This window comes from Paracoccus gahaiensis (genome assembly GCF_005048225.1).
Lineage (GTDB): Bacteria > Pseudomonadota > Alphaproteobacteria > Rhodobacterales > Rhodobacteraceae > Paracoccus > Paracoccus gahaiensis.
Genome location: NZ_SUNI01000005.1, coordinates 200076 through 226149 on the forward strand (window position 1 = coordinate 200076; position 26074 = coordinate 226149).

25 protein-coding genes are annotated in these 26074 nt (G+C 69.2%); 13 read left to right on the forward strand and 12 right to left on the reverse strand.

Translation table 11 applies throughout. The features are described 5' to 3' along the window. Positions 1–14: 14 nt before the first annotated feature. From lspA to FA743_RS08625, 4 genes are all read right to left on the reverse strand, one after another. The gene (gene lspA / locus FA743_RS08615; RefSeq protein ID WP_246054894.1) at positions 15–734 is read right to left on the reverse strand and encodes a signal peptidase II; all 720 of its coding nucleotides are present in this window, start codon (positions 732–734) and stop codon (positions 15–17) included. After that, a complete protein-coding gene (purH, locus tag FA743_RS08620) occupies positions 734–2323 on the reverse strand; it encodes a bifunctional phosphoribosylaminoimidazolecarboxamide formyltransferase/IMP cyclohydrolase (RefSeq protein WP_136885595.1) in 1590 nt (529 codons plus the stop codon). Before purH ends, lspA begins: the two co-directional genes overlap by 1 nt. 76 nt (positions 2324–2399) lie before the next feature. Beyond that, positions 2400–2570: a hypothetical protein gene (locus tag FA743_RS20270; RefSeq protein ID WP_169308820.1), complete on the reverse strand. Its 171-nt coding sequence runs from the start codon at positions 2568–2570 to the stop codon at positions 2400–2402. Positions 2571–2631: 61 nt separating this feature from the next. Beyond that, positions 2632–3867, reverse strand: coding sequence for an RsmB/NOP family class I SAM-dependent RNA methyltransferase (locus FA743_RS08625; RefSeq protein WP_136885596.1), 1236 nt, complete (start codon positions 3865–3867; stop codon positions 2632–2634). 91 nt (positions 3868–3958) lie between these two features. Here FA743_RS08625 and FA743_RS08630 point away from each other — a divergent pair, with 91 nt between their 5' ends. From FA743_RS08630 to FA743_RS08650, 5 genes are all read left to right on the forward strand, one after another. Next, positions 3959–4132: a DUF1674 domain-containing protein gene (locus FA743_RS08630; protein ID WP_135819058.1), complete on the forward strand. Its 174-nt coding sequence runs from the start codon at positions 3959–3961 to the stop codon at positions 4130–4132. Positions 4133–4138: 6 nt separating this feature from the next. Next, the gene (locus tag FA743_RS08635; RefSeq protein WP_136885692.1) at positions 4139–5479 is read left to right on the forward strand and encodes an amidase; all 1341 of its coding nucleotides are present in this window, start codon (positions 4139–4141) and stop codon (positions 5477–5479) included. An 85-nt stretch (positions 5480–5564) separates the two neighbouring features. Next, complete coding sequence (locus FA743_RS08640) at positions 5565–6767, forward strand: aminotransferase class I/II-fold pyridoxal phosphate-dependent enzyme (RefSeq protein ID WP_136885598.1); 1203 nt, start codon at positions 5565–5567, stop codon at positions 6765–6767. A gap of 4 nt (positions 6768–6771) precedes the next feature. Then, on the forward strand, positions 6772–9387 hold the full coding sequence (locus tag FA743_RS08645; RefSeq protein ID WP_136885600.1) for a DNA translocase FtsK: 2616 nt from the start codon (positions 6772–6774) through the stop codon (positions 9385–9387). Between the two features lie 33 nt (positions 9388–9420). Further along, positions 9421–10317, forward strand: a complete 897-nt coding sequence (locus FA743_RS08650; RefSeq protein ID WP_136885602.1) for a DUF2268 domain-containing putative Zn-dependent protease — start codon at positions 9421–9423, stop codon at positions 10315–10317. A gap of 87 nt (positions 10318–10404) precedes the next feature. Here the strand turns inward: FA743_RS08650 and FA743_RS08655 are convergent, their stop codons facing one another. The 4 genes from FA743_RS08655 to FA743_RS08670 are packed head-to-tail and all read right to left on the reverse strand — an operon-like array spanning position 10405 to position 12923. After that, positions 10405–11127: a rhomboid family intramembrane serine protease gene (locus FA743_RS08655; RefSeq protein ID WP_136885604.1), complete on the reverse strand. Its 723-nt coding sequence runs from the start codon at positions 11125–11127 to the stop codon at positions 10405–10407. A gap of 59 nt (positions 11128–11186) precedes the next feature. After that, complete coding sequence (locus tag FA743_RS08660; RefSeq protein ID WP_136885605.1) at positions 11187–11390, reverse strand: Trm112 family protein; 204 nt, start codon at positions 11388–11390, stop codon at positions 11187–11189. After that, positions 11387–12013 carry an LON peptidase substrate-binding domain-containing protein gene (locus tag FA743_RS08665; RefSeq protein WP_136885606.1) on the reverse strand — a complete coding sequence of 209 codons (627 nt, stop codon included), beginning with the start codon at positions 12011–12013 and terminating at the stop codon, positions 11387–11389. The genes FA743_RS08660 and FA743_RS08665 overlap by 4 nt, the downstream gene beginning before the upstream one ends. Positions 12014–12017: 4 nt before the next feature. Continuing rightward, positions 12018–12923: a tetratricopeptide repeat protein gene (locus FA743_RS08670; RefSeq protein WP_425467179.1), complete on the reverse strand. Its 906-nt coding sequence runs from the start codon at positions 12921–12923 to the stop codon at positions 12018–12020. Positions 12924–13070: 147 nt separating this feature from the next. Between FA743_RS08670 and nhaC the strand changes: the two genes are divergently transcribed. Further along, positions 13071–14582 (forward strand): Na+/H+ antiporter NhaC, encoded by a 1512-nt coding sequence (gene nhaC / locus FA743_RS08675; protein WP_136885610.1) that lies wholly within the window; start codon positions 13071–13073, stop codon positions 14580–14582. Here the strand turns inward: nhaC and FA743_RS08680 are convergent. Next, entirely contained in the window at positions 14579–15364 is a 786-nt protein-coding gene (locus FA743_RS08680; RefSeq protein ID WP_136885612.1) for an exodeoxyribonuclease III, read from the reverse strand. The genes nhaC and FA743_RS08680 overlap by 4 nt on opposite strands. A gap of 202 nt (positions 15365–15566) precedes the next feature. Here FA743_RS08680 and FA743_RS08685 point away from each other — a divergent pair, with 202 nt between their 5' ends. Both FA743_RS08685 and FA743_RS08690 read left to right on the forward strand, forming a co-directional pair. Next, on the forward strand, positions 15567–16883 hold the full coding sequence (locus FA743_RS08685) for an MFS transporter (RefSeq protein ID WP_136885614.1): 1317 nt from the start codon (positions 15567–15569) through the stop codon (positions 16881–16883). Between the two features lie 77 nt (positions 16884–16960). Then, a complete protein-coding gene (locus FA743_RS08690; protein ID WP_136885616.1) occupies positions 16961–17935 on the forward strand; it encodes a glutathione S-transferase family protein in 975 nt (324 codons plus the stop codon). Between the two features lie 160 nt (positions 17936–18095). Here FA743_RS08690 and FA743_RS08695 read toward each other — a convergent pair whose 3' ends face one another. Further along, entirely contained in the window at positions 18096–18782 is a 687-nt protein-coding gene (locus tag FA743_RS08695) for a response regulator transcription factor (RefSeq protein ID WP_135311647.1), read from the reverse strand. A gap of 134 nt (positions 18783–18916) precedes the next feature. Here FA743_RS08695 and ribA point away from each other — a divergent pair, with 134 nt between their 5' ends. Together ribA and FA743_RS08705 are read left to right on the forward strand one after the other, a co-directional pair. After that, positions 18917–19975 carry a GTP cyclohydrolase II gene (gene ribA, locus FA743_RS08700; protein ID WP_136885618.1) on the forward strand — a complete coding sequence of 353 codons (1059 nt, stop codon included), beginning with the start codon at positions 18917–18919 and terminating at the stop codon, positions 19973–19975. Between the two features lie 5 nt (positions 19976–19980). Next, a complete protein-coding gene (locus tag FA743_RS08705) occupies positions 19981–20496 on the forward strand; it encodes a L,D-transpeptidase family protein (protein ID WP_136885694.1) in 516 nt (171 codons plus the stop codon). Here FA743_RS08705 and FA743_RS08710 read toward each other — a convergent pair. Both FA743_RS08710 and FA743_RS08715 read right to left on the reverse strand, forming a co-directional pair. Then, positions 20493–21146, reverse strand: a complete 654-nt coding sequence (locus tag FA743_RS08710) for a YggS family pyridoxal phosphate-dependent enzyme (protein WP_136885619.1) — start codon at positions 21144–21146, stop codon at positions 20493–20495. The genes FA743_RS08705 and FA743_RS08710 overlap by 4 nt on opposite strands. A 75-nt stretch (positions 21147–21221) precedes the next feature. Next, entirely contained in the window at positions 21222–22223 is a 1002-nt protein-coding gene (locus FA743_RS08715) for a porin (protein ID WP_136885621.1), read from the reverse strand. Between the two features lie 270 nt (positions 22224–22493). On the opposite strand from FA743_RS08715, the gene FA743_RS08720 reads away from it, so the two are divergent. From FA743_RS08720 to lptE, 3 genes are all read left to right on the forward strand, one after another. Next, entirely contained in the window at positions 22494–22982 is a 489-nt protein-coding gene (locus FA743_RS08720) for a DUF3576 domain-containing protein (RefSeq protein ID WP_136885623.1), read from the forward strand. A gap of 72 nt (positions 22983–23054) precedes the next feature. Further along, complete coding sequence (leuS, locus tag FA743_RS08725; protein WP_136885624.1) at positions 23055–25592, forward strand: leucine--tRNA ligase; 2538 nt, start codon at positions 23055–23057, stop codon at positions 25590–25592. Beyond that, on the forward strand, positions 25579–26073 hold the full coding sequence (gene lptE, locus FA743_RS08730; RefSeq protein WP_136885627.1) for an LPS assembly lipoprotein LptE: 495 nt from the start codon (positions 25579–25581) through the stop codon (positions 26071–26073). Before leuS ends, lptE begins: the two co-directional genes overlap by 14 nt. Position 26074 lies beyond the last annotated feature (1 nt).

The window sequence follows — 26074 nt, forward strand, 5'->3', positions numbered from 1 at the left end:
TCCTTACCCCCGGTCTAGCCGGATTTTCCGTCGCCGTCACGACCCTCTCGCTCGGTCGGCGCAAAGAGGTCGGGCTGATGCGGCGCCGGGCGCGGCCCTTTCGACGACTCCGGGGCGGTGACCGGGGGGCGCTTGGTCTTGGGGGGCGTGCGCGTGGGGGCGGCAGGGGCCTCGGCCTTGCCCTGGGGCATCAGCACCAGTCCGATCGCACCCGCGAAGATCGAGATATCGGCCACGTTGAAGCTGTAGGGGTTCTGCCAGTTCGGCAGCGACATGTTCAGGAAATCCGCCACCGCGCCATAGAGGAACCGGTCCACGACATTCCCGAGCGCGCCGCCGATCAGCAGCCCCGCCGAGACGCGGGCGAACCGCCCTAGGGCGGCGCGCCAGATCCAGATCCAGACCCAGGCACAGATCGCCAGCGCGATGCCGATCAGCACCCACCGCATGAAGTCCTGCCCCGAGGACATCAGCCCGAAATTCACCCCCTGATTCCACGCCATGCGCAGGTTCAGCCAGGGCGGCAGCACGTCGATGTTGCGCACGACATCCAGGTTCAGCACATGCACGACCAGGTATTTCAGCGCCTGATCCACCACGAAGATCGCCGCCGCGACCCACGCGACCAGCCGCATGTCGCTGCGCGGCGGGCCGGCGGGGGTCTTGGGGGCCGCCGGGCGCGGCTTGCGCGGGCGAGGGGCCTTCGCCGCCCCCGGGGTGACCGGCGCGGCCATCAGTGGCGGAAATGGCGCTGGCCCGTCAGGACCATCGCCAGCCCAAGCCGGTTCGCCGCAGCGATCACCTCGTCATCGCGCATCGAGCCGCCGGGCTGGATCACCGCGCGGGCGCCCGCCTCGGCCAGCGCCTCGATGCCATCGGCAAAGGGGAAGAACGCGTCCGAGGCCACGGCGGACCCCACCGTCAGCGGCTGGTCCAGCCCCATGGCCTGTGCCATGTCCTCGGACTTGCGGCGCCCGATGCGGGTGCTGTCCACGCGGCTCATCTGGCCCGCGCCGATGCCGACGGTGGCCAGATCCTTCGCATAGACGATGGCGTTCGATTTCACATGCTTGGCGACGGTCCAGGCGAACATCAGATCGGCCAGCTCGTCCTCGGATGGCTGGCGCTCGGTCACGATGCGCAGGTCGGCGCGCGCGACATGGCCGTTGTCGCGGCCCTGCGCCAGAAACCCGCCCGCGACCTGGCGGAAGGTCAGGCCGCCCGCACGGGGATCGGGCAGCCCGCCCGTGGTCAGCAGGCGCAGGTTCTTCTTGGCGGCGAAGATGCGCTTGGCATCCTCGTCGGCATCGGGCGCGATCACGACCTCGGTGAAGATCTTCACGATCTCCTCCGCCGTGGCGCCGTCCAGAGGCCGGTTCAGCGCGATGATCCCGCCGAAGGCCGAGGTGCGGTCGCAGTCGAAGGCCCGCCTGTAGGCCTCCAGCGCGGACGCGCCCTGCGCCACGCCGCAGGGGTTGGCATGCTTGATGATCGCGCAGGCCGGGCCTTGGGCCGCGTCGAATTCGGCCACCAGTTCGAAGGCGGCGTCGGTGTCGTTGATGTTGTTGTAGGACAGCTCCTTCCCCTGCCACTGGCGGGCCGAGGCCACGCCGGGCCGGGTCTCGCCGGAGACATAGAAGGCCGCCTGCTGGTGCGGGTTCTCGCCATAGCGCAGCCCCTGCGCCAGCGTGCCGGCAAAGGCGCGGCGGCGGGGCGTGGCCTCGCCGATCGCCCCGGCCATCCAGGTGCTGACGGCTGTGTCATAGGCGGCGGTGCGGGCGTAGGCGATCTGGGCCTGACGCTGGCGGAAGGGCAGGGTGGTGCCGCCGTCGTTCGCATCCAGTTCGGCCAGGACGGCATCGTAATCCTGCACATCCACGACCACGGTGACGAAGCCGTGGTTCTTGGCCGCCGCCCGGATCATCGCCGGGCCGCCGATGTCGATGTTCTCGATGCAGGTCTCGTAATCGGCGCCCTTGGCGACGGTCTCCTCGAACGGATAGAGGTTCACCACCAGCAGGTCGATGCCGCCGATGCCATGCTGCTCCATCGCCGCGACATGGTCAGGATTGTCGCGCAGCGCCAAGAGCCCACCATGCACCGCCGGGTGCAGCGTCTTGACGCGACCGTCCATCATCTCGGGGAAGCCGGTGATCTCGGCCACGTCGGTGACCTCCAGCCCGGCCTCGCGCAGGACCTTGGCGCTGCCGCCGGTGGACAGGATCTGCACCCCGCGCGCCGCCAGGGCGGTGGCGAATTCGGTCAGGCCGGTCTTGTCGGAAACGGAGATCAGCGCACGCCGGAGGGCAACGGAAGCGGTCATGGGGGCCTCGTGTCTGGTTTGCCCCCGGTTACCGAAGCCCGGGCCGAAGGTCCAGCACGGAAGCCCCCGAAGGACCTCAGCGCCCGCCGAACAGCCTGCGCGCCAGACCGGCTGCGGCGACGATCATCACCGCCGTCCCGATCCCCGAGGCCAGCCCGCCGGCCCCGCGCGACACGGTGGTGCCGCTGCGGGTCCGCAGGACGGCCTGCGCGACCTTCAGTCCCAAGGCGATATATCTCAGTTTCATGCTGTCATCCTTTCGGGGTCACGGGTGCCGGCAAAAGCCGCAACGGGCGGCGCCGGTTCCCTCACGAAGGCGTTCGCAGCCGGGCCATGTAGAACCCGTCCATGCCGCCCCGATCGGACCAGTAATCCGGGCGCAGGCGCAGCCCGCCCTCCTCGGTGATCCAGGCCGGGTCGAGGCCGGGCAGGTCGGGGCGCTCGACGCTCACGCCGGGATGGCGCTCCAGCGCCTCGGCCACCTGCACCTCGCCCTCGTCGGGGATCAGCGAGCAGGTGGCGAAGACCAGCCGCCCGCCGGGGCGCAGCAGGGTCAGGGCGTGGTCCAGCAGGGCCGCCTGCAGCTCGATCAGCTCGGCGATGCCGTGGCCGTCGCGGATGAAGGGCAGGTCGGGGTGGCGCCGGATGGTGCCGGTGGCCGAGCAGGGCGCATCCAGCAGGATCGCGTCGAAGGCCGTGTCGGGGCGCCAGTCCAGAACGTCGGCCGCGACCAGATCGGCGGTCAGGCCGCAGCGGGTCAGGTTCTCAGTCACCCGGCGCAGGCGCCCCTCGCTGATGTCGACGGCGGTGACCCAGGCCCCGGCGGCGGCCAGTTGCAGCGTCTTGCCGCCCGGCGCGGCGCAGAGATCCGCGATCCGTTCGCCGGGGCGCGGGTCCAGCAGGCGCACGGGCAGGGCGGCGGCGGCATCCTGCACCCACCAGTCGCCCGCCTCGAAGCCCGGCAGGGTCGAGACCTGCGCCGGTCCGGTCATCCGCCAGGATCCGGTCGGCAGCGCCTCGGCCCCCGGCACCGGCGTGGCGCCGGGCTTCAGGGTCAGGTCCAGGGGGGCGCCCTGCTGATGGGCGGCCTCGATCGCCCGCATCACCGTATCGCCATAGGCCTCGACCAGCGGGCTGCGCAGCCAGTCGGGCAAGGGTTGCGGCGGCAGGTCCGCCCAGCCCTCAAACGCGGCGGCCTTGCGCAGCACCGCGTTCACCATGCCCGCCGCCGCCTGTCCGCGCGCGCCAAGCGTGCGGGTCAGATCGACGGCGGCACCGACGACGCCATGGCCGGGGGCGCCCAGCTCCAGCATCTCGACCACGGCCAGACGCAGCACATCGGCGATCTGGGGGGCGGGCTTGCGATTGACCAGCCCCTCGATCACCCGGTCGGCCCGGCCCTGATGGCGCAGCGTCTCGGCCGCCAGCCGGGCCGCGCGGGCCTGATCGGCCACGGGCAGGCTGCGCAGCGCGCCGGTCTGGTCGCCAAGCGACCGCCCCTCGCGCACGCCCTGGATCAATCGCAATGCGCCCTTTCGCGCCATATCGCCGCCCGGCTTTGCCAAAACGCTTTCCTTTGCCTACATGTTGTTCAAGACTGGCCGCGACCCATACCCCCATTCGGGAGATGTTTCCATGAGTGATGACACCACGCTTCCCCCCGCCGCGCAGCGCGCCCTGGCCGAGGCCGAGGAACGCCGCAAGCAGCAGGCGGGGCAGATCCTGCCCGTCGAATATGGCGGGCGCGACGGCCCCGAGGCCGTGCGCTATGGCGATTGGGAAAAGAACGGCATCGCGGTGGATTTCTGAATGGCCATGGACTGGCTGAAGGCCTCGGCCACCCAGCAGGGCCGCGCGATCCTGGCGGGCGTGCTGGACCCGATCGACCAGACCGAGGCCTATCTGGCCGCCGCCAAGGCCCATCCCGACAGCGCCCGCATCTTCGCCCGCCTGACGCCCGAGCGCGCGCGGTCCGAGGCCGTCGCCGCCCATGACCGCGCCAAGCAGGAACGTCGCCACAGCCTGCTGGACGGCGTGGCGATCAGCTGGAAGGACAATATCGACAGCGGCGGCACGGTGACCGAGGCGGGCTCCAGGCTGCTGGAGGGGCGGGTGCCCCGCAAGGATGCCAACATCCTGGCCCGCGCGGCCCGGCGCGGCATGGTCTGCCTGGGCAAGACGCATCTGACGGAGCTGGCCTTTTCCGGGCTGGGGCTGAACCCGGTGACGGCCACGCCGCCCAATGCGCTGGACCCCGATCTGGCGCCGGGGGGCTCGTCCTCGGGGGCGGCGGTCTCGGTGGCCCTGGGGCTGGCGGCGGCGGCGATCGGATCGGATACGGGCGGATCGGTGCGGGTGCCCGCCGCCTGGAACGGGCTGGTGGGCTTCAAGCCCAGCCACGGCGCGCTGCCCGAAAAGGGGGTGGTGCCCTTGGCGCGCAAGTTCGACATCGCCGGCCCCCTGGCCCGCAGCGTCGAGGATTGCGCCCAGCTGTTCGCGATCATGGCCGATCAGCGCGCCCCGGATCTGGACGGGGCGACCGTGGACGGGCTGCGCCTGATGGTGCTGGACGGGCTGCCTTATGACGGCGCCGAGGCCGGGCCCGTCGCGGCCTTCCAGGATGCGGTGGACCGGCTGGCCAAGGCCGGTGCCACCATCACCCATGTCACGACCGACTGGCTGGACCGCGCCATGGCCCTGTCGCCGCAGCTGTTCGCACCCGAGGCCTATGGCATCTGGCGCGCGCAGATCGAGGATGCGCCCGAACTGATGTGGAAGCCCATCCTGGACCGGTTCCGGGGCGGGGCCGAGGTCAGCGGGCCGGATTACGTGGCCGCTTGGGAAACCCTGATGCGGGTGCGGCGCAAGTGGATCAAGGAGGTCGTGGGCGGCTATGATGCCGTTCTGGTCCCCACCGTGCCAATCATGCCCCCCAACGCGCAGCGCCTGATGGAGGACGAGGCCGAGTTCGTCCGCGCCAACCTGCTGACGCTGCGCAATACCCGCATCGCCAACCTGCTGGGCCTGCCGGCGGTCACGCTGCCGACCGGGCACCCGGCCTGCGGGATCTCGCTGATGGGCCATGCGGGCCAGGACCGCCATCTGCTGCGCGTGGCGGCAGGGGCCGAGGCCGCGTTGGATGTCGGGACGGCGTGACGGGGTCTTTGCTGGACGCAAGGGTGCGATCACGCTAAAGTTTCCGCCAAGGAACGGGGCGCAGACCCCGGAAAGCGAGGCAGAGATGGCATTCCCCGAGCGGTTCACGAACCTGCCGGACTACGCGTTCCCGCGCCTGCGGGCGCTGCTGGCGGATATCCCCCCCGGGCTGGCCCCCGGCGAGGCCCCGATGATTCTGACGATCGGAGAGCCGCGCCACCCGATGCCCGGCTTCGTGGCCGACGTCATGGCCGCCAGCATCGGCCAGCTGTCCAAGTATCCTCCGAACGAGGGCACGCCCGAGCTGCTGGCCGCGATCGGCGGCTGGCTGTATCGCCGCTATGGTCTGGACGTGGCGCCGGGGCGGCTGATGGTGCTGAACGGCACGCGCGAGGGGCTGTTCAACGCGGCGCTTGCGCTGTGCCCCGAACGGAAGACCGGCCAGCGCCCTGCCATCCTGATCCCCAATCCCTTCTATCAGGTCTATGCCGTGGCCGCCGCCGCCGTGCAGGCCGATCCGATCTTTGTCGCGGCCACGCCCGTCACCGGCAATCTGCCCGACTACGGCGCGCTGGATCCGGCGCTGCTGGACCGGGTGGGGCTGGCCTATCTGTGCTCTCCGGCCAATCCGCAGGGCGCGGTGGCGGATGCGGCCTATCTGGAGGCACTGGTCACGCTGGCCGAGCGGCATGATTTCCTGATCCTGGCCGACGAATGCTATTCCGAGATCTGGCGCGACGCCCCGCCGCCCGGTGCCCTGCAGGTGGCGACCGCCATGGGCCTGCCCGACCGGGTGGTGATGTTCAACTCGCTGTCCAAGCGGTCGAACCTGCCCGGGCTGCGGTCCGGCTTTGCCGCCGGCGGCGCGGCCCAGATTGCCCGGATGCGCCAGCTGCGCAACTATGCGGGTGCGCCCCTGCCGCTGCCCGTGCAGCACGTCAGCGAGGCAGCCTGGGCCGACGAGAATCACGTCGCGGCCAGCCTGGCGCTGTACCAGCAGAAATACCGCATCGCGGACGAGGTGCTGGGCGACATCCCCGGCTACCAGTCCCCCCAGGGCGGGTTCTTCCTGTGGCTGCCGGTCGCGGATGGCGAGGCCGCCGCGCGCAAGCTGTGGGCGCAGGCGGGCATCCAAGTGCTGCCCGGCGCCTATCTGTCGCGCGAGGTGGACGGGTCCAATCCGGGGGCGGGCTTCGTCCGCGTGGCGCTGGTGGCCGATGCGGCGCAGACCCGCGACGCCCTAACGCGCCTGCGCGCGGTTCTTTACGACGACACGGCGGAGGGCTGAGACCATGGCAAGCTGGCAGGCGAAACATCGCGATCCGCTGTTCGACCAATCGACCCAAGCGGCGCTGGAACGGCGCGGGAAAGAGGCGCTTGGCGCGGCGCTGATCGTGCTGGGCATCGTCATCGCGATGATGCTGGGCAGCTGGACGCCCGACGATCCCAGCTTCGGCTCGGCCACGGACGCGCCCGCGCAGAACATGCTGGGCGGGTTCGGGGCCATCGTCGCCTCGGCGCTGATCATGATCGCGGGCTATGGGGCCTGGGTGCTGGTCGTGGCGGCCTGGGTCTGGGGGTTGCGGCTGATGCTGCACAGGGGCGAGGAGCGGCTGATGCGCGGCATCTTCACCCCCGTGGCGGTGGTGCTGGTGTCGGTCTATGCCAGCACGCTGGTGCCGGGGCCGGGCTGGCAGCAGAACTATGGTCTGGGCGGGCATTTCGGCGACATGGTGATGGGCGCGATGCTGAACCTGCTGCCGATGAAGGTGCAGCTGGGCATCCGCCTCGCCGCGCTGCTGGCCGCGCTGGCCGTGGTCGCTGCCGGGGCCTTCGTGCTGGGCTTTGACCGCGAGGAGCTGACCGGGCTGTGGCGCCGCTTCCGCAGCGGCCTGACCCTGGCCGCCCGGGGCGCCATGCAGGTCGGATCGCAGGCCGCCGGCGCCGTCCAGCGGATGCGCCAGCCGCGCGAGGACCGGCCCGCCCGGGTGAAGGAGACGACCGTCATCTCGCCCGCCCGCCGCCGCGCCGCGCCCGCCTCCGAGTTCCGGCTGGAAGAGGAGATGCCCGAGCCCGAGCTGATCGAGCGCGATGCCGACTATGACGGCGACGCCCCCTCCGAGGCCGAGGTGCGCGGGCGCATCAGCGACGCGATCCGCTCGAGTACGGCAAAATCCTCGGTCCTCAAGACCGTCGCCTCGCGGCTGGTGCAGGGGGGCAGCATCGCGCCGCCCCCGCCCGAACTGATGCCAGAGCCCGAGCCCGAGGACGACATCGCCGATCCGCGCCCCTTCGGCGCCGAGACGCCGCGCCAGATCATCGCCCCCGCCCGCAAGCCCGAGCCCTCGAAGACGGCCCGCGCCGAGGCCGAGCCGACGCTGCGCTTCGAGGAGGGCGCCTCGGGCTATGAACGCCCGCCGCTGTCGCTGCTGTCGGCACCCTCCGAGACCGACGTGGTGCCCGTGTCGCACGAGGCGCTGATGGAGAACGCCCGGATGCTGGAGGCGGTGCTGGACGATTACGGCGTCAAGGGCCAGATCACCGAGGTCCGCCCCGGCCCGGTCGTGACGCTCTACGAGCTGGAACCCGCGCCGGGCCTGAAGGCCAGCCGGGTGATCGGTCTGGCCGACGATATCGCGCGGTCCATGTCGGCCCTGTCGGCGCGCGTCAGTACCGTGCCGGGCCGCACCGTGATCGGGATCGAGCTGCCCAATGCGCGGCGCGAGAAGGTCCTGCTGCGCGAGATCTTCGCCTCCCGTGCCTTTGGCGATGGCACGCATCCGCTGCCTCTGGCGCTTGGCAAGGATATCGGCGGCGATCCGGTCGTGGCGAACCTGGCCAAGATGCCCCACCTGCTGATCGCGGGCACCACCGGGTCGGGCAAGTCGGTGGCGATCAACACGATGATCCTGTCGCTGCTGTATAAACTGACGCCGGACGAGTGCCGGCTGATCATGATCGACCCCAAGATGCTGGAACTGTCGGTCTATGACGGCATCCCGCATCTGTTGTCCCCGGTCGTCACCGACCCCAAGAAGGCCGTCGTGGCGCTGAAATGGGTCGTCGGAGAGATGGAGGACCGCTATCGCAAGATGTCCAAGATGGGTGTCCGCAACATCGAGGGCTATAACGGCCGCGTCATCGAGGCCCTGCGCAAGGGCGAGATGTTCAAGCGCACCGTGCAGACCGGCTTCGACGAGGAGACCGGCGACGCGATCTGGGAGACCGAGGAATTCCAGCCCGAGACCTTCCCCTATATCGTCGTCGTCGTGGACGAGATGGCCGACCTGATGATGGTCGCGGGGAAAGAGATCGAGGCCTGCATCCAGCGTCTGGCGCAGATGGCCCGCGCCTCGGGCATCCACCTGATCATGGCCACGCAGCGCCCCTCGGTCGATGTCATCACCGGCACGATCAAGGCGAACTTCCCGACCCGGGTCAGCTTCCAGGTGACCTCGAAAATCGACAGCCGCACCATCCTGGGCGAGCAGGGGGCCGAGCAGCTGCTGGGCCAGGGCGACATGCTGTACATGGGCAATGGCGCCCGCATCACCCGCATCCACGGCCCCTTCGTCAGCGACGAGGAGGTCGAGGAGATCGTGACCCATCTGAAATCCTTCGGACCGCCCAGCTACAAGTCGGGCGTGGTCGAGGGGGTCGAGGATGACAAGGCCGACGACATCGACGCGGTGCTGGGCCTGGGCGGCGAGGGCGGCGACGATGCGCTGTACGATCAGGCGGTGATGATCGTGGCCAAGGACCGCAAGTGTTCCACCAGCTACATCCAGCGCAAGCTGGCCATCGGCTACAACAAGGCCGCGCGCCTGGTCGAGCAGATGGAGGAGCAGGGCGTGGTGTCCAGCGCCAACCATGTGGGCAAGCGCGAGGTGCTGGTGCCCGAGGTCTGACCCTCGGGCACGCGGCGGGGGATCTTTCCGACGATGACGATCTGGCACCTGCATCTGCTGAACGCGCGCAACGCCCTGACATGGGTGATGCCCGAGATCCGCGCCACCGCCCGCGCGGCCGTGGCCCTGGCGGAGGGGCATGTCGATCTGCCGCGCTTCGATCTGATCGTGCGGGCGGCAGGGCAGCCTTTGCCCGACAGCGGCATGGCCGGTCGGGTGACCGGGCCGGGGGTGATCGAGGTCACCCTGACGCCCGGACGGTTCCAGCCCGACGCCCTGCGGCGCCTGCTGCTGCGCGAGATGGTGCATCTGCTGCGCACCGACCGGCCCGGGGGAATCCCCTCCTTGGGCGAGGCGGTGGTCAGCGAAGGGCTGGCGGGGCAGTTCGCCCAAGCGGTGCTGGGCGGCGAGGCCGATGCGCGCGACGCGATGCGCCCTGCGCAGGGCTCGCTGCGGCAGGCGGCGAACCTGTGGGCGCGGCGGGATTACGATCACGACGAGTGGTTTTCCGGGCGTGGCCGGATGCGCAGGGGCACGGGGCAGGGCATCGGCCACCGCCTGATCGCCGAGCATCTGGCCCATGCGCCCGGCGAGGATGTCATGTCCCTGCTACTGGCCTCTGCCGACAGCTTCCGCCCCGCCCTGCGCCGGTTGCTGGCGACCGAGGGGATCGAGGCGCCGGAGGAGGAGGCTGAGGTGAGTGAGGCTGAGGCTGAGCAGACACAGGCCAGTGGCGAACCCGAGGTTTCTGAGTTGGATGTCACCGGGAAGGACGCCCTGTCCGAGGATGGGTCCGGGGACGAGCTTCCTGTCGGTGACGGTGACGAAACCAAGGAACTGATTGCGTCCCGCGACACCGGGGGGCCAGCCCCGTCGCCGGCTGGTCCTCGGACCAGTGGCGGACCAGCCGGCGACCCCCGGGATATTTGACGACCGAAGGAAGGCAGGCCGGTCGGCTGACCCAAGCACAGGATTCGGAGGCTGCGATCGAGAGGAATTTTGCCCGGTGCCGTCCTGTCAGGCGCGGCGGGGCAGGATGGCGAAGATCAGACCGAGGGCGAGGCCGGTCAGGGCGCCGCCCAGATGCGCCTCCCATGCGATGGAGGGCATCAGCAGCGTCAGCGCGACGTTCAGGCCCAGGATCAGCGCCACCGCCCGCACCAGCGGCGCCATCGAGCGGCGGCGGCGGCGCAGGGTGATCGCGGCATGGCCCACCAGCGCGGCGGCCAGTCCGAAGACCGCGCCCGAGGCGCCGACCATGGGCCCGGCCTGCGGCTGCATCAGCGCGAAGACCGCGCCGGCGCCGATCTGGCTGGCCAGATAGATCAGCGCCATGCGCCCGGCGCCGATCATGCGCGTCAGCTCCCGTCCCACGGCGGCCAGCGAGATCATGTTCATCGCCAGATGGAGCAGGCCTGCGTGCAAAAGCCCATAGGTCAGGAACATCACCGCCCCCTGCCCGGGATAGAGGCCCGTCCCGCCTCCGAGGAGGGGCGACCAGAAGCCCCCCAGCATGAGGCTGACGGCCCGGGCGCTGCCCAGGCCCAGAAGGGGGGCGGCCAGAAGCAGGCCCTCGACCAGGCAGCAGGCCAGGATGACGGCGCGCAGCCAGAGCGGCAGGCGCAGCGGGCCCTGGCCAAGACGGTAGGTCGAGGTGGTTTCCGGCGCGGGCGCCCGGCCGGGGCGGTCTTTGGGGCGCGGAACGGCCGGGATGGCGACCGGGCGGTCGGGATCAGTCATGCGCGGACCGGCCGGGGGGTGCGGGGCGGATGCCTGCGACAGAGGGCCCTACGCGGGGGTCAGTCATCGGCACGGATCTGGCGGGCCTCGTCGATCAGCATGATCGGGATGCCCGAGCGGATCGGAAAGGCCAGCCCCGCCGCGCGCGACACCAGCTCCTGTGCGGCAGCGTCGTAATGCAGCGTCGTATGGGTCACGGGGCAGACCAGCGCCTCGATCATGTGGCGGTCGAAGGCGGGGGTCGGCAGGGGGGCGTCGGTCATTGCAGTCGTTCCTCGTTCTCGCCGCCATGCAGGGCGAATTCGACCAGCCCGACCAGCAGCTCGCGCCGGTCCGACAGGGTGGGGGATTCCAGCAGCGCCTGCTTGTCGCCGGTCGAGAAGGGCAGCATCATCGACAGCGAGTTGATCAGTAGCTCGTCCTCGGCCCCGGCGGCGGCGTCCCAATCGGTGGACAGGTCCTGCGTCTCCATGTAGCGGCCCAGCAGCGCGAACAGCGCCTTGCGGTCCAGTCCCGGATCCTGCTCGGTCCCGCCCAGATCCCGCACGAAGGAGGTCCAGTCGATCTGCGCCCGCAGATAGGGGGCAAAGCCCTCCTCGACCTCCAGCAGGCGGAAGCGCGAGACGGCGCCAAGCGAGATCATCATCCGCCCGTCATCGGTTTCGGAAAACGCCACCACGCGGCCCGCGCAGCCGATGGCCGACAGCCCGTCGCCCTCGGGCTGGATCATGCCGATCAGGCGATGCTCGGTCTTCAGCGCATCCTCCAGCATCTGCAGGTAGCGCGGCTCGAAGATGTGCAGCGGGATGCGGGCGCGCGGCATCAGCACCGCGCCCGGCAGCGGGAACAGGGGAATGCGGTCGGGCAGGTCGAAGCGGCGCGTCATGGCGTCAGGCGAAGATCAGCGAGGACAGCCGGCGGCGGCCCTTCTGGCCGATCGGATCGTTCGGCTTGAGGCTGTCGAAGATGGTGATCAGCTGGGCCTTCGCGGCGCCCTCGTTCCAGTCGCGGTCGCGGCGGAAGCTGTCCAGAAGGATGTCGATGGCCTCCTCCAGACGGCCCGCCGCATGCAGGGCCTGCGCATATTCCAGCCGCGCCTGCTGGTCGGCGGGATCGGCCTCGACCCGGGCCTGCAGGTCGTCCAGCGGGCCTGCGGTGGCGGCCTGCTGGGCCAACTGCAGCTGGGCGCGGGCGGCCTCGACGGGCCCCGATTGCGCGACCGGTCCCGGCACCTGCTGCAGGGTCGAGGCGGCGGCGGCGGTGTCGCCCGCCGCCAGATGGGCGCGGATCAGCCCGCCCCAGGCTTCGGGGCTTTCGGGCATCTCGCCGATGATGGCGGTGAAGGTCTCGATCGCGTCGGCGGCCTCGCCATCCTCGATCATCTGCTCGGCTGCAGCGAGCGCATCGCCCAGGCCCCCGTCATCGCCGGACATCGCGGCCAGCTTGTCGACGAACTGCTTGATCTGGCTGGCCGGCAGCGCGCCCTGGAAGGCATCGACGGGCTGGCCCTTGAAGAAGGCAAAGACCGTGGGCACGGATTGCACGCGCAGCTGCCCGGCGATCATCTGGTTCTGGTCCACATCGACCTTGGCCATGCGGACGCGGCCCTTGTGGCGGGCCACCTCGGCCTCCAGCGCGGGACCGAGCGTCTTGCAGGGCCCGCACCAGGGCGCCCAGAAATCGACGATGACGGGCACCTCCATCGAGGCTTCCACGACCTCGGCCATGAAGGTCGCCTCGGTCACGTCCTTGATGAAGTCTTCGGTCTTGGGCGCCTGGGCCCCGTCGAACAGCATGGTCATCTTTGCCCCGGGTGCTTTGGGTTGGATACGGTTCGGCACAATATGGGGCGTCGGGCCAATGAACAAAAGGGCGGAATGTGCGTTGCCCCGTCGCAGACCTCACGCGGGCGTGAGGCCGAGGGACAAGCACAGGGGCACGCCATGACGCAGACGACCGGGATCACCGACGAGAAACGGGCCCTGCCGCCCCTGCCATTGGCGCTGCTGCCGATCGTGCTGACGCTGGGGCTGCTGGCGATCCAGCTGTTCTGGTACGGCGATTTCACCCCGCATATCCCGCTGGTCCTGGGGCTGGCGATCACCGGCCTGCTGGGCGTCCTGCGCGGGCAGAAATGGATGGACATCCGCGAGGGGGTCTTTCACGTCATCCACGTGTCGATGCCGTCGCTGTCGGTGCTGATCGTGGTGGGGATGATCATCGGCGTCTGGATCTCGTCCGGGACCGTGCCGACGCTGATCTATTACGGGCTGACCATCCTGAACCCGCAGATCTTCCTGGTGGCGGCGATGATCCTCTGCGCGGTCGTGTCGCTGTCCTTGGGGACCAGCTGGGGCACGGTGGGCACGGTGGGCGTCGCGCTGATGGGGATCGGCGCGGGCTTCGGCATCCCGACCTACTGGACCGCCGGCGCCGTCGTGTCGGGGGCGTTCTTCGGAGACAAGGTCTCGCCCCTATCGGACACCACGAACCTGGCGCCGGCGGTGACCGGGGTGAATGTCTTCGACCATATCAAGAACATGCTGCCCACGACCGTGCCCGCCATGCTGATCGCCCTGGCGATCTATGCGGTGGCTGGATACGGGCTGATCACTCCGGCCGAGACCAGCTTTGCGCGGATCGAGGCGATCACCGACACGCTGGCCGCGCAGTTCAGCCTGGGGCTGGTGCCGCTGATCCCGGCGTTGGTCGTCGTGGTGCTGGCGGTGACGCGGCGCCCGCCGCTGCCGTCGCTCTTCTCGGGCGTGCTGCTGGGCGGGCTGGTCGCGATCTTCTGGCAGGGCGAGGGGCTGCACGACGTCTTCACCTATGCCCAGTCCGGCTATGCGATCGAGACCGGCGTCGAGGATATCGACAGCCTGCTGAACGCGGGCGGCATCCAGTCGATGATGTGGACCATTTCGCTGATGCTGATCGCGCTGGGCTTCGGCGGTGCGCTGGAACGCACCGGCTGCCTGGAGGCGATCATCAACGCCATCATCGGCCGTGTCAAAAGCTTTGCCGCCGTGCAGAGCAGCGCCATCGCCACGGCCTTCGCGACGAATGTGGTGGCGGGCGACCCCTATATCTCGATCGCGCTGCCGGGGCGGATGTATGCGCCGCTCTATCGCGGGATGGGCTATTCGACGCTGAACCTGTCGCGCGCGGTTGAGGAGGGGGGCACCCTGATGTCGCCGCTGATCCCGTGGAATGCGGGTGGCGCCTTCGTCATCACCGCCCTGTCGCTGGGGGTGATGGACGGCAACCTGACGAACCTGCTCTATATCCCGCTGGCCTTCGCCTGCTGGACGGCGCCGCTGATCGGCATTCTTTATGCCGTCACCGGCTGGTTCTCGCCCCGCGCCACCGACGACGAGCGCGGCGAGTGGGACCGGCAGGACGAGGATGTGCTGGACCTGGGCGATCACGCCCTGGGCGGCGAGACGCCCGACTAGAGGTCGAAGCTGGCCAGCACCGGCACGTGGTCGCTGGGCTGGTCCCAGCCCCGGACCGGGCGCAGGATGCGGCTGGAATGGGCGGCGCCGGCGATGTCGGCGCTGGCCCAGATATGGTCCAGCCGGCGGCCCTTGTCGGCGGCGTCCCAGTCCTTGGCGCGATAGCTCCACCAGCTGTAGAGCAGCCCCGAAGGGATGTCCTGACGCGTCACGTCGACCCAGTTCCCGGCCTCCTGCGCGGCCAGAAGATGGTCGACCTCGATCGGTGTGTGGCTGATGATCTTCAGCAATTGCTTGTGCGACCAGACGTCATCCTCGCGCGGGGCGATGTTCAGATCGCCCACCAGGATCGACTTCTGCGGGCGGTCGGCGTGGAAGACGTCGCGCATCTCGGAGATGAAATCCAGCTTCTGCCCGAACTTCTCGTTGACGGTGCGGTCGGGAATGTCGCCGCCTGCGGGCACATACATGTTGTGGATGACCACGCCGTTCTCCAGCCGGGCCGAGACGTGGCGGGCATGGCCCAAGCGCGCATAGTCGCGGTCGCCGGCATCCTCCAGCGGCAGGCGGGACAGGATGGCGACGCCGTTATAGCCCTTCTGCCCACGCGCGACGATATGGGTATAGCCCAGCTCGGCGAAGCGGGTCAGGGGGATCTTGTCGACCGGCGCCTTGCATTCCTGCAGGCAGAGGATGTCGGGGGATTCGTCTTCCAGGAAGCGGGCGACCAGCCCCTCGCGCAGGCGGACCGAGTTGATGTTCCAGGTGGCGATGGTGAACATGGGCGGGCTCCTTTTTGGGGCGGACCCTAGCGGCGCGTCCGGGGGCTGTCGAGCATCGGGGTGGGCGCACGGCCCGTGCACAGGGCGTGCACAGGGCGTGCACCGGCGGTGCCGCACCGGGCCGGGGGGCGCTGCAGGGTTGTTTTGCGTCACGATCGCGTTATTGCTTTGCGCAAGATCGATCCTGCAGGAGGGAAGACGCATGAAACTGACCATCGACGAGGCGCTGACGCGCGGCGGCACGGGCACCTTCCAGTGGCGGCTTCTGGGCATCTTCGGCCTCGTCTGGGCGGCGGATGCGATGCAGGTGATCGCGGTGGGCTTTGCCGCGCCCTCGGTCGCCGTCACCTTCGGGGTGGAACGCGTGACCGCGCTGCAGATCGGCACGGTGTTCTTTCTGGGCATGTTCCTGGGCGCCTTCGTCTTCGGCCGGGTGGCCGACCGGATCGGGCGCAAATGGGTGCTCGTGGGCACGGTCGCCATGGACGCGATCTTCGGCCTGGCCTCGGTCATGGCGGGGGATTTCACCTGGCTGTTGATCCTGCGCTTCCTGACCGGGGTCGCGGTGGGCGGCACGCTGCCCGTCGACTATGCGATGATGGCCGAGTTCCTGCCGCCGAAGAATCGCGGCCGCTGGCTGGTCTGGCTGGAGGGGTTCTGGGCGGTGGGCACCATCGTCGTAGCGCTGACGGCCTGGGCCGCCGCCAGCTTCGGCGCCGCGGCACCGTGGCGCTGGATCTTCCTGGTCGCGGCCCTGCCGGCGCTGATCGGTTTCGGCTTGCGGTTCTGGATCCCGGAATCGCCGATGTATCTGGTCCGCAAGGGCCGCCAGATCGAGGCGCGGACGGTGATCGACCGGGTGCTGCGGACCAACGGCGCCGCCCCCCTGCCGGCGGACGCGCATCTGATCTCGACCCCCGTGCCCGAGGGCGCGGCGCGGTCGATCCTGGACGCGCCCCTGCGCCGCACCACGATCGGCGTGCTGGCGGTGTGGTTCCTGGTGTCGCTGTCCTATTACGGCGTCTTCGTCTGGGTGCCGGGGCAGCTGGCGACCGAGGGATTCGGCTTCGTGCGCGGCTATGGGTTCCTGGTGATCCTGGCTTTGGCGCAGATCCCCGGCTATGCGCTGGCGGCCTGGGGGGTCGAGGCCCTGGGGCGCAAGCCCACGCTGACCGGGTTCCTGATCCTCAGCGCGGCGGGCTGCGGGCTGTTCGCCGTGGCCACCGGCCCGGTGCTGGTCGCGACCGCGCTGATCGTGATGAGCTTTGCGCTGCTGGGCACCTGGGGCGCGCTCTATGCGCTGACGCCGGAACTGTATCCCACGCATCTGCGCGGCACCGGCATGGGCACGGCGGGCGCGATGGCGCGGTTGGGCGGCATCCTGGCGCCCAGCCTGCTGGCGGTGGTCTTTGCGCGCGGCTTTGGGCTGGCCATCGGCAGCTTTGCCGTCCTGCTGCTGCTGGCCGCCCTGGCGCTGCTGCTGGTCCGGGTCGAGACGCGCGACCGTGCCATCGGCTGAGGGGGGGAAGACGGGGGGGGGGGGGAACAAGGGGCGGCGGCTGTCCGTTTCCCCCCATATCACCGAAAGGAATTCCCATGGGCCAACTGGTCGACGGCGTCTGGAAGGACGAATGGTACGACACCGACAGCACCGGAGGCGAGTTCAAGCGCAGCACCTCCAAGTTCCGCAACTGGGTGACCGCAGATGGCAGCCCCGGCCCCACGGGCGAGGGCGGCTTTGCGGCAGAGAGCGGGCGCTATCATCTCTATGTCAGCCATGCCTGCCCCTGGGCGCATCGCACGATGATCTTCCGCGCCCTGAAGGGGCTGGAGGAGCATATCGAGGTCTCGGTCGTGCATCCCGAGATGCTGAAGGAGGGGTGGGAGTTCCGCACCGATTTCGACGGCGCCACCGGCGACCGGCAGTTCGGTCTGGACTATCTGCGGCAGGTCTATCTGAAGACCGATCCGAAGATGTCGGGCCGGGTGACGGTGCCGGTTCTCTGGGACAGCCGGACGGGTCGAATCGTGTCCAACGAAAGCGCCGACATCATCCGCATGTTCAACTCTGCCTTCGACGAGGTCACCGGCAATCGCGACGATTACTGGCCCGAGGCCCTGCGCGACCGCATCGACGAGGTCAACGACCGGGTCTATGGCACGGTGAACAACGGCGTCTACAAGGCGGGCTTCGCCACCAGCCAGGAGGCCTATGACAAGGCCGTCCATCCGCTGTTCGACAGCCTGGACTGGATCGAGGGACTTCTGGCCGATCACCGCTACCTGACCGGCGACCGGATCACCGAGGCCGACTGGCGGCTGTTCACCACCATCCTGCGCTTCGATGCCGTCTATCACACGCATTTCAAGTGCAACCGGCACCGGGTGATCGACTATCCGAACCTGTGGGGCTGGGCGCGCGAGTTGTATCAATGGCCGGGCGTGGCGGGCACCGTGCATGCCGACCATTTCACGCGGCATTATTACTTCAGCCACGACATGATCAATCCGAACCGGATCATCCCGATCGGCCCCCAGATCGACTGGTCTGAACCGCACAACCGGGGCTGAGATGAAAAAACCCCCGGCGCGGAGGGGCGCGCCGGGGGGCATCAGAGAGGGGAGAAGAATGTGGCCGCATCCTCCGACCACTGGGCTTCGGGGATAAAACGCCGCATCCCCCTTGCGGTTCCCGCGCAAAAACGATGCGCAGGAATTTGCCGAAGGGACCTCAGGCGACCAGGCGATAGCCGCCCGATTCCGTCACCAGAAGCCGCGCATTCGAGGGGTCGGGCTCGATCTTCTGGCGCAGGCGGTAGATGTGGGTCTCCAGCGTGTGCGTCGTGACGCCGGCATTGTAGCCCCAGACCTCGTGCAGCAGCACGTCGCGGGCCACCACCCCGTCCTGCGCGCGGTACAGGAACTTGAGGATGTTCGTCTCTTTCTCGGTCAGGCGGATCTTGCGGTCCTTGGTGTCGATCAGCATCTTCATCGAGGGCTTGAACGTGTACGGCCCCAACTGAAAGATCGCGTCCTCGGACTGCTCATGCGTGCGCAGCTGCGCGCGCAACCGGGCCAGCAGGACCGGGAACTTGAAGGGCTTGGTCACATAGTCGTTCGCGCCCGCATCCAGACCCAGGATGGTGTCAGCATCGGTGTCATGCCCGGTCAGCATCACGATGGGGCACTTGACGTTCAGCTTGCGCAGCTTCTTGCACAGCTCGCGCCCGTCGGTGTCGGGCAGGCCGACATCCAGCACGACCAGATCGAAGAGGGCGTTCTTGGTGGCCTCGACGGCCTCGGCGCCGCTGCCGGCCTCGGTCACGTCGAAATCGTCGGTCGCGGTCAACTGCTCGGCCAGCGCCTCGCGCAGGTCTTCCTCGTCATCGACCAGCAGGATCTTCTTCAGTCCGGCCATGGTTGCCTCCTTTGGTTACTTGGGTAATGAGTTGGAGGGGACGCGGCCTCGCGTCCAGCGCGATCTCGGAAACCTCACATGGAGTTGTCGGATCGACGCGTTATGTTTCAGACTGTTACAAAGACCTAACCCCGATGAGCCTGATCCCGACCCTTGCCGAGACAATTTCCCGTGCCCGCGCCGACCTGCGCATGGGGCTGCCCGTGGCTCTGGGCGATCAGCTGGCCGCCGCGGTGGAAACACTGACGCCGGCCCGGCTGGCCGACCTGCGCGCCCTGGGCCGCCCGGTGCTGGCGCTGACCGGCCGGCGGGCCGAGACGCTGAAGGCCCGCGCCTATGACGGAACCTTGGCCAGGGTGATCCTGCGACCCGAGGCCGATCTGGCCTGGCTGCGGGCGCTGGCCGATCCGGCCGGCGATCTGAGGACGCCGATGAAGGGCCCGCTGGCGACCGAGCGCGGCGGCGACGTCACCGCCCATCGTGCCGCGCTGGCGCTGGCCAAGTCGGCGCAGCTGCTGCCCGCGATGCTGGTCGTCGCCGCGCCCGCGCCCGAAGGCCTGACCCGGCTGGCCCCCGGCCCGGCGCTGGCGCAGCTGGCGACCGAGGCCGCGATGCACCCCGTGGCCGCCGCCCGCCTGCCGCTGATGTCCGCCGAGCGGTCGCGCCTACATGTCTTCCGTCCCGATGACGGCGGCGAGGAGCATTACGCCATCGAGATCGGCGATCCGCCCCGCGACGCCCCGGTCCTGGCGCGGCTGCATTCGGCCTGCTTCACCGGCGACGTGCTCGGCAGCCTGAAATGCGATTGCGGCCCGCAATTGCAGGCGGCGCTGGCGGCGATGGGGCAGGCGGGGGCGGGGGTGCTGCTCTACCTGAACCAGGAGGGGCGGGGCATCGGGCTGGCCAACAAGATGCGCGCCTATGATCTGCAGAATCAGGGCTTCGACACGGTCGAGGCGAACCACCGCCTGGGTTTCGAGGATGACGAGCGCGATTTCCGCATCGGCGCAGCCCTGCTCAGGCGCCTGGGATTCGGCGCGGTGCGGCTGATGACCAACAACCCGCGCAAGGTGGCGATGATGCAGGCCCATGGCATCGCGGTCCCGGACCGGGTGCCGCTGATCGTGCCGCGCAACCCCCACAATGCGGGCTATTTGGACACCAAGGCCGGCAAGTCGGGGCATCTTTTGTGACCGCGATGGTCCTGACCCCGCAGGGCCTGCGCGTCGGGAGCCGCGTGCTGCCCTGCAGCATCGGCCGCGCCGGGATCACCCAGGCCAAGCGCGAAGGCGACCACGCCACGCCCGCGGGCCTGCACCGCATCACCGGCCTCTGGTATCGCCCCGACCGGCTGGCCCAGCCCGCCCCCTGGGCGCGACCCATCGGTCCGGGCGATCTGTGGTGCGACGATCCCGCCCATCCGCTCTACAACCACCCCGCCCGTGTGCCGCTGTCCGCCAGCCACGAGCGCCTGCGCCGCGCCGACCCGCTCTACGACCTGATCCTGACGACCGACTGGAACTGGCCCCGGGCCATCCCGGGTTACGGCTCGGCCATCTTCCTGCACCAATGGCGCCGCCCCGGCTATGGGACCGAGGGCTGCATCGCCGTCGCCCGCCCCCACCTGATCTGGCTGGCCCGCCACGCGCGGCCCGGCACGCCCCTGCGCGTCCCGGCTTCTTCTTTGCCCAAATACCCGAAAATCCAAACCTAGCCGACAGCCCGCGCCCCGAAGATCGCCGAGCCGATCCGCACATGCGTGGCCCCTTCGGCGATGGCCGCCTCGAAATCCGCGCTCATGCCCATCGACAGCCCCGGCAGCCCGTGTGCCTCGGCCAACCCGCGCAGCAGGCGGAAATGCGGCACCGGATCGCGGCCCTCGGGCGGGATGCACATCAGCCCCGAAGGCGCCAGCTCCAGCTCGGCGCAGAGCGTCAGGAAGCCCGGCAGCTCATCGGCCAGGATGCCGGCCTTCTGCGGCTCGTCGCCGGTATTGACCTGCACGAAGACCTGCGGGCGGCGGCCCTGCTCGGCCATCTGCGCCGCCAGCTTGCGCGCCAGCGTCACGCGGTCCAGCGTGTGGATCGCGTCGAACAGCGCCACGGCGGCGCGGGCCTTGTTCGACTGCAGCGGCCCGATCATGTGGACCGAGACGCCCGGATGGGCGGCATGCCAGGCGGGCCATTTGGCCTGCGCCTCCTGCACGTAATTCTCGCCATAGACGGCATGGCCCTGGGCCAGCACGGCCTCGACGCGCTCGGGCGGCTGCAGCTTGCTGACCGCGATCAGGGTCACGCTGCCCGGCGCGCGCCCGGCGGCAATTTCGGCCGCGCTCACGCGGCGGGTGATGTCATCCAGTCCCATGCGCCCACCTGACAAAAAGAAAAGAGCGGGCGCAAGGCCCGCTCTTTCCGGAAAGTGACGATTGATCGCGAAGGATCAGAAGTCGAAGCGGACGCCGAAGTCGCCGCGCACGTCCTCGTCGTAGCCACGCTCCAGCGAGCCGGCCAGGTAGGCGCCGCCCAGGTCGTAGCGGGCGCCGATGCCGAACGCGTTGTCGCTTTCGTTGCCGTCCGCATCGTTGTTGGCGATATAGGCCGACAGCGTGGTCAGCGGAGCGACGACATAGTCGCCGTACAGGACCAGGGTCTTGCCGTTGTCGACGAAGTCGTCGCCATCGGTGTAGGAGCCGTTGTCGCTGTAGTTCAGGCCGACGCCGTTGTCGGTCCCGGCCAGGGTGTAATAGGCACCCACGAAGAACAGGTCGTTGCCGTCCAGACCGGCACCGTCCTTGACGGCGGCTGCCGACAGGGCGAACTGGTTCCAGTCGTAATCGACCGAAACGCTCAGCTCTTCACTGCCAGTGCCCGTGGTCTGGTCGGGATCGACATAGGAGAAGCGCGCGGTCAGCGCGTCGACGGCATACTCGACCGAAGCGCCAAGACGGTTGCGCGTCTGGTTTTCGGCAATGATGCCGCAATCGACTTCCGGCTCTTCGACATCGCAGGTGTCGACGAAGGCGGCCGAGCCGTAGGCTTTCGACGAATAGGCATAGAATTCGCCGGTGTTGGCGAACGAACGGCTGATCAGACCGACTTCCGATTCATAAAGCAGGCCGGCATTGTCATAGGCGGTGCCGACGTTGCCGACGGCGACGGTGAAGCCGCTTGCGGTAACGTAGATCTGGCCCGGCGCGATCGAATCGATGCCCGCATCGCCCTGGTCCCACTGCAGACGCAGACGGGCACCGAAGTCGACGCCCTGGTCGGTCGAGGTCGTGGCATGCACGTTCATGCGGACGCGGGCCGACATCTGGGCCTCGGTGTCACGACCTTCCTGATAGTCGACCGCGGTCCGGCCATAGCCCGAGATGGTCACGTCGGCGGCGGCGATGCCGGCGGACAGGACCAGCGCGGTGGAGGCGAAAAGTGCCTTTTTCATGGTGTGTTCCCTCTTGATCTCTCTGATGCCCAGGTCGGCTGTCCCGCACTGGGTATGCAATTTGTTTCACCTTTCCGCGATTGCGATGCAACAAAATCAGGTGCGGCCTGTTTTCTTTGCCCATTTCCATGATGCACTTGGGCCACACCTGAGCCGGGCGAGGCTGCAGGTCTTGGGCGGACGGGCGTTAGGCATGGTCCAAGGCGCTTGTTTCGGGGGCGCGATCCGGGCTAATGCTGCCCCGGACACCGACACGACCCGGGGGATGGAATGACCTATGCACGCGCCGCGCGCCTGATGATCGCCACGACGCTGTGCGCGGGGCTTGCGGCCTGCGGCGGCGGCTCGGGCAATTCGCAGCCGGCCGGCGGGACGATGTTCGACGGTCCCGACATGGCGCCCGCCAATCGCGGCACCCGGATCCAGGACGTGTTCCGCCGGTCCGAGGATCCCAACCGCGCGGTGGGCGTGAACAAGTATCTGTGGAATGCCAGCCTCGAGGTGCTGGACTTTCTGCCGGTGCAGACGATCGATCCCTTCACCGGGGTGATCCAGACCGGCTACGGCACGCCTCCGGGCGGCGGTCGGTCCTATCGCGCCACCATTCAGGTCAGCGACCCGGCGCTGGACGCGCGCAGCCTGCGCCTGTCGCTGCAGGGCCCCGGCGGGGCTGCGGTCGAACCCGGCACCGCGCGGGCGGTCGAGGATGCGATCCTGACCCGCGCCCGCCAGTTGCGGATCCGCGACGGGCGCCTGTAAGGGGGCGGCTCTGGACCCGCGCGGGCGGGGCGTATAGACCCTGCGGGCAACGCATCAGGCCCGAGGTTTCCCATGCCCTATGATCCCGCGACAAGCGAAGCCCGCTGGCAGGCAGCCTGGGCCGAGGCCGGCAGCTTCACCGCCATCCGCGACGACCGCCCCAAGTATTACGTGCTCGAGATGTTCCCCTATCCCTCGGGGCGCATCCATATGGGCCATGTGCGCAACTACACGATGGGCGATGTGGTGGCGCGGTTCAAGCGGGCGCAGGGGTTCAGCGTGCTGCATCCGATGGGCTGGGACGCCTTCGGGATGCCTGCCGAGAACGCCGCGATGGAGCAGGGCGGCCATCCCCGCGACTGGACCTATGCCAATATCGCGACCATGCGCGACCAGTTGAAGCCTCTGGGCCTGTCCATCGACTGGAGCCGCGAATTCGCCACCTGCGACGACGCCTATGTGGCCCAGCAGCAGGCGCTGTTCCTGGACATGCTGGAGGCGGGCCTCATCACGCGCAAGTCCGCGCAGGTGAACTGGGACCCGGTCGACATGACCGTCCTGGCCAACGAGCAGGTCATCGACGGCAAGGGCTGGCGGTCGGGCGCTGCAGTCGAGCGGCGCGAGCTGACGCAGTGGTTCTTCAAGATCAGCGATTACAGCGACGAGCTGCTGGAGGCGCTGGACGGGCTGAAGGGCTGGCCCGAGAAGGTGCGGCTGATGCAGGCCAACTGGATCGGCCGCTCGCGCGGGTTGCAGTTCAGCTTCAAGACGATCGACGCGCCGAAGGGCCATGACGCGATCGAGGTCTACACGACCCGTCCCGACACGCTGCGGGGCGCCAGCTTCGTGGCGCTGTCGCCGGACCATCCGCTGGTCCGCGACATGGCGACCCGTGCCGACATCGCCGCCTTCATCGAGGAGTGCCGCAAGACCGGCACCACCGAGGAGGCGATCGAGACCGCGCCCAAGCTGGGGCTGGACACCGGCCTGACCGTCTCGCATCCGCTGGACCCGGACTGGCACCTGCCGGTCTGGATCGCGAACTTCGTGCTGATGGACTATGGCACCGGCGCGATCTTCGGCTGCCCGGCGCATGACGAACGCGACCACGACTTTGCCGTGAAATACGGCCTGCCGATCCGCGCGGCCTTTGGCCAGCCCGGCATGGACCGGGCACAGGCCGATGCGCTGGTGGCCGATGCGCCCTTCGTTCCCGGCAAGACCGAGGCCGTCACCTATGTCCGCGGTTTCGCGGGCGATGCCGACCAGAGTGCCGATGCCGCGATCGGCGCGGCCATCGCGCATGCCGAGATCGACGGCTGGGGCGAGGGCGTCACCAAGTTCCGCCTGCGCGACTGGGGCATCTCGCGCCAGCGCTATTGGGGCTGCCCGATCCCGGTCGTCCATTGCGACACCTGCGGGACCGTCCCCGAGGCCAAGGCCAACCTGCCCGTGCTGCTGCCGCAGGACGTGACCTTCGACGTGCCGGGCAACCCGCTGGACCGTCATCCGACCTGGCGGCAGGCGACCTGTCCCAAATGTGGCGGGGCGGCGCGGCGCGAGACGGACACGATGGACACCTTTGTCGATTCGTCCTGGTATTACGCCCGCTTCACCTCGCCGGGGGCTTCGACGCCCACGACCCGGGCCGATGCGGATTACTGGATGAATGTCGACCAGTATATCGGCGGCATCGAGCATGCGATCCTGCACCTGCTCTATTCGCGCTTCTTCGCCCGGGCGATGGTCAAGACCGGGCACCTGTCCGATGCCGCGAAGGAGCCCTTCGATGCGCTGTTCACGCAAGGCATGGTGACGCACGAGATCTACATGACCCGCGACGATCGGGACCGTCCGGTCTATCACCTGCCCGAGGATGTGACCGACGGGCAGCTGGCCGACGGGCGGGCGGTGACGGTCATCCCCTCGGCCAAGATGTCGAAGTCCAAGAAGAACGTCGTCGATCCGGTGAACATCGTGGACAGCTTCGGCGCGGACACGGCACGCTGGTTCATGCTGTCGGACAGCCCGCCCGAGCGGGACGTGGAATGGACCTCGGCCGGGGCCGAGGCCGCGCACAAGTTCCTGTCGCGGGTCTTCCGGCTGGCCGAAGAGACGCCCGAGGCGGGCGGCGACGATCCCGATCTGACGCGGGCGGCCCATCGTGCGATTGCCGACGTGACCCGCGCGATCGAGGGGTTCGCCTTCAACAAGGCCGTGGCGAAGCTTTATGAACTGGCCAATGCGGTCGGCAAATCGCAGGCCGGGGGCGAGGCGCGCCGCGCCGCGCTGCGGATCCTGGCGCAGCTGATGGCGCCGATGGTGCCGCATCTGGCCGAGGAGGTCTGGGCGGCCTCGGGCGGGCAGGGCATGGTCGTCGATGCGCGCTGGCCCGTGGCCGATCCCGCGCTGCTGGAGGAGGACAGCGTGACCCTGCCCATCCAGATCAACGGCAAGCGCCGGGCCGAGATCACCGTCCCCAAGGACATGGACAAGGCGCGGATCGAGGCGCTGGTGCTGGCCGACGAGACGGTGCAGCGCTTCCTGGAGGGCGCGGCGCCCAAGAAGCTGATCGTGGTGCCGGGGCGGATCGTCAATGTCGTCGCATAGCCGCCGCAGGGTCCTGCTGGGCGGGCTGGCCTTGGCCCTGCTTGCGGGCTGCGGGCTGAGCCCGGTCTATGGGCCGGGCGGGGGCGGCAGCCGCCTGTTCGGGCGGGTGCGCCCGCGCGATCCGGACACGCCCATCGACTTTGCCTTCAACCGCCGCCTGGCCGAGCGGTTGGGCCCCGAGGAGGCGGCGGTCTATGACCTGGACTATCGGATCTCGGCCGGGGTGGTGGCGCAGGCGATCACGCCCGACGAGGTGACGACGCGCTATTCGCTGAACGGCACCGCCGATTTCGCGCTGACCGGGCCGGATGGCGCGGTGGTCGTGCAGGGGCGGGTCAGCAGCTTCACCTCCTATTCCACGACCGGGACGACGATCTCGACCCTGGCCGCCGAGGGGGATGCCCGCGAGCGGCTGGCGCTGATGCTGGCCGATCAGGTGGTGACGCGGCTTCTGGCCGCCGCCTCCGGCCTGCCGGACTGAC

What these genes read in the sequence shown, in the direction of transcription:
- FA743_RS08710 (WP_136885619.1), bottom strand. Translation starts at nt 21,146, where the DNA reads ATGGGACTGGATGACATCACCCGCCGCGTGAGCGCGGCCGAAATTGCC.
- ribA (WP_136885618.1), top strand. Translation starts at nt 18,917, where the DNA reads ATGAGCCTGATCCCGACCCTTGCCGAGACAATTTCCCGTGCCCGCGCC.
- FA743_RS08695 (WP_135311647.1), bottom strand. Translation starts at nt 18,782, where the DNA reads ATGGCCGGACTGAAGAAGATCCTGCTGGTCGATGACGAGGAAGACCTG.
- FA743_RS20270 (WP_169308820.1), bottom strand. Translation starts at nt 2,570, where the DNA reads ATGAAACTGAGATATATCGCCTTGGGACTGAAGGTCGCGCAGGCCGTC.
- FA743_RS08705 (WP_136885694.1), top strand. Translation starts at nt 19,981, where the DNA reads ATGGTCCTGACCCCGCAGGGCCTGCGCGTCGGGAGCCGCGTGCTGCCC.
- FA743_RS08670 (WP_425467179.1), bottom strand. Translation starts at nt 12,923, where the DNA reads ATGCTGTTCGACGGGGCCCAGGCGCCCAAGACCGAAGACTTCATCAAG.
- FA743_RS08690 (WP_136885616.1), top strand. Translation starts at nt 16,961, where the DNA reads ATGGGCCAACTGGTCGACGGCGTCTGGAAGGACGAATGGTACGACACC.
- FA743_RS08635 (WP_136885692.1), top strand. Translation starts at nt 4,139, where the DNA reads ATGGACTGGCTGAAGGCCTCGGCCACCCAGCAGGGCCGCGCGATCCTG.
- lptE (WP_136885627.1), top strand. Translation starts at nt 25,579, where the DNA reads ATGTCGTCGCATAGCCGCCGCAGGGTCCTGCTGGGCGGGCTGGCCTTG.
- leuS (WP_136885624.1), top strand. Translation starts at nt 23,055, where the DNA reads ATGCCCTATGATCCCGCGACAAGCGAAGCCCGCTGGCAGGCAGCCTGG.
- FA743_RS08630 (WP_135819058.1), top strand. Translation starts at nt 3,959, where the DNA reads ATGAGTGATGACACCACGCTTCCCCCCGCCGCGCAGCGCGCCCTGGCC.
- FA743_RS08685 (WP_136885614.1), top strand. Translation starts at nt 15,567, where the DNA reads ATGAAACTGACCATCGACGAGGCGCTGACGCGCGGCGGCACGGGCACC.
- purH (WP_136885595.1), bottom strand. Translation starts at nt 2,323, where the DNA reads ATGACCGCTTCCGTTGCCCTCCGGCGTGCGCTGATCTCCGTTTCCGAC.
- FA743_RS08660 (WP_136885605.1), bottom strand. Translation starts at nt 11,390, where the DNA reads ATGACCGACGCCCCCCTGCCGACCCCCGCCTTCGACCGCCACATGATC.
- FA743_RS08680 (WP_136885612.1), bottom strand. Translation starts at nt 15,364, where the DNA reads ATGTTCACCATCGCCACCTGGAACATCAACTCGGTCCGCCTGCGCGAG.
- FA743_RS08655 (WP_136885604.1), bottom strand. Translation starts at nt 11,127, where the DNA reads ATGACTGATCCCGACCGCCCGGTCGCCATCCCGGCCGTTCCGCGCCCC.
- FA743_RS08645 (WP_136885600.1), top strand. Translation starts at nt 6,772, where the DNA reads ATGGCAAGCTGGCAGGCGAAACATCGCGATCCGCTGTTCGACCAATCG.
- nhaC (WP_136885610.1), top strand. Translation starts at nt 13,071, where the DNA reads ATGACGCAGACGACCGGGATCACCGACGAGAAACGGGCCCTGCCGCCC.
- FA743_RS08650 (WP_136885602.1), top strand. Translation starts at nt 9,421, where the DNA reads ATGACGATCTGGCACCTGCATCTGCTGAACGCGCGCAACGCCCTGACA.
- lspA (WP_246054894.1), bottom strand. Translation starts at nt 734, where the DNA reads ATGGCCGCGCCGGTCACCCCGGGGGCGGCGAAGGCCCCTCGCCCGCGC.
- FA743_RS08720 (WP_136885623.1), top strand. Translation starts at nt 22,494, where the DNA reads ATGACCTATGCACGCGCCGCGCGCCTGATGATCGCCACGACGCTGTGC.
- FA743_RS08715 (WP_136885621.1), bottom strand. Translation starts at nt 22,223, where the DNA reads ATGAAAAAGGCACTTTTCGCCTCCACCGCGCTGGTCCTGTCCGCCGGC.
- FA743_RS08640 (WP_136885598.1), top strand. Translation starts at nt 5,565, where the DNA reads ATGGCATTCCCCGAGCGGTTCACGAACCTGCCGGACTACGCGTTCCCG.
- FA743_RS08625 (WP_136885596.1), bottom strand. Translation starts at nt 3,867, where the DNA reads ATGGCGCGAAAGGGCGCATTGCGATTGATCCAGGGCGTGCGCGAGGGG.
- FA743_RS08665 (WP_136885606.1), bottom strand. Translation starts at nt 12,013, where the DNA reads ATGACGCGCCGCTTCGACCTGCCCGACCGCATTCCCCTGTTCCCGCTG.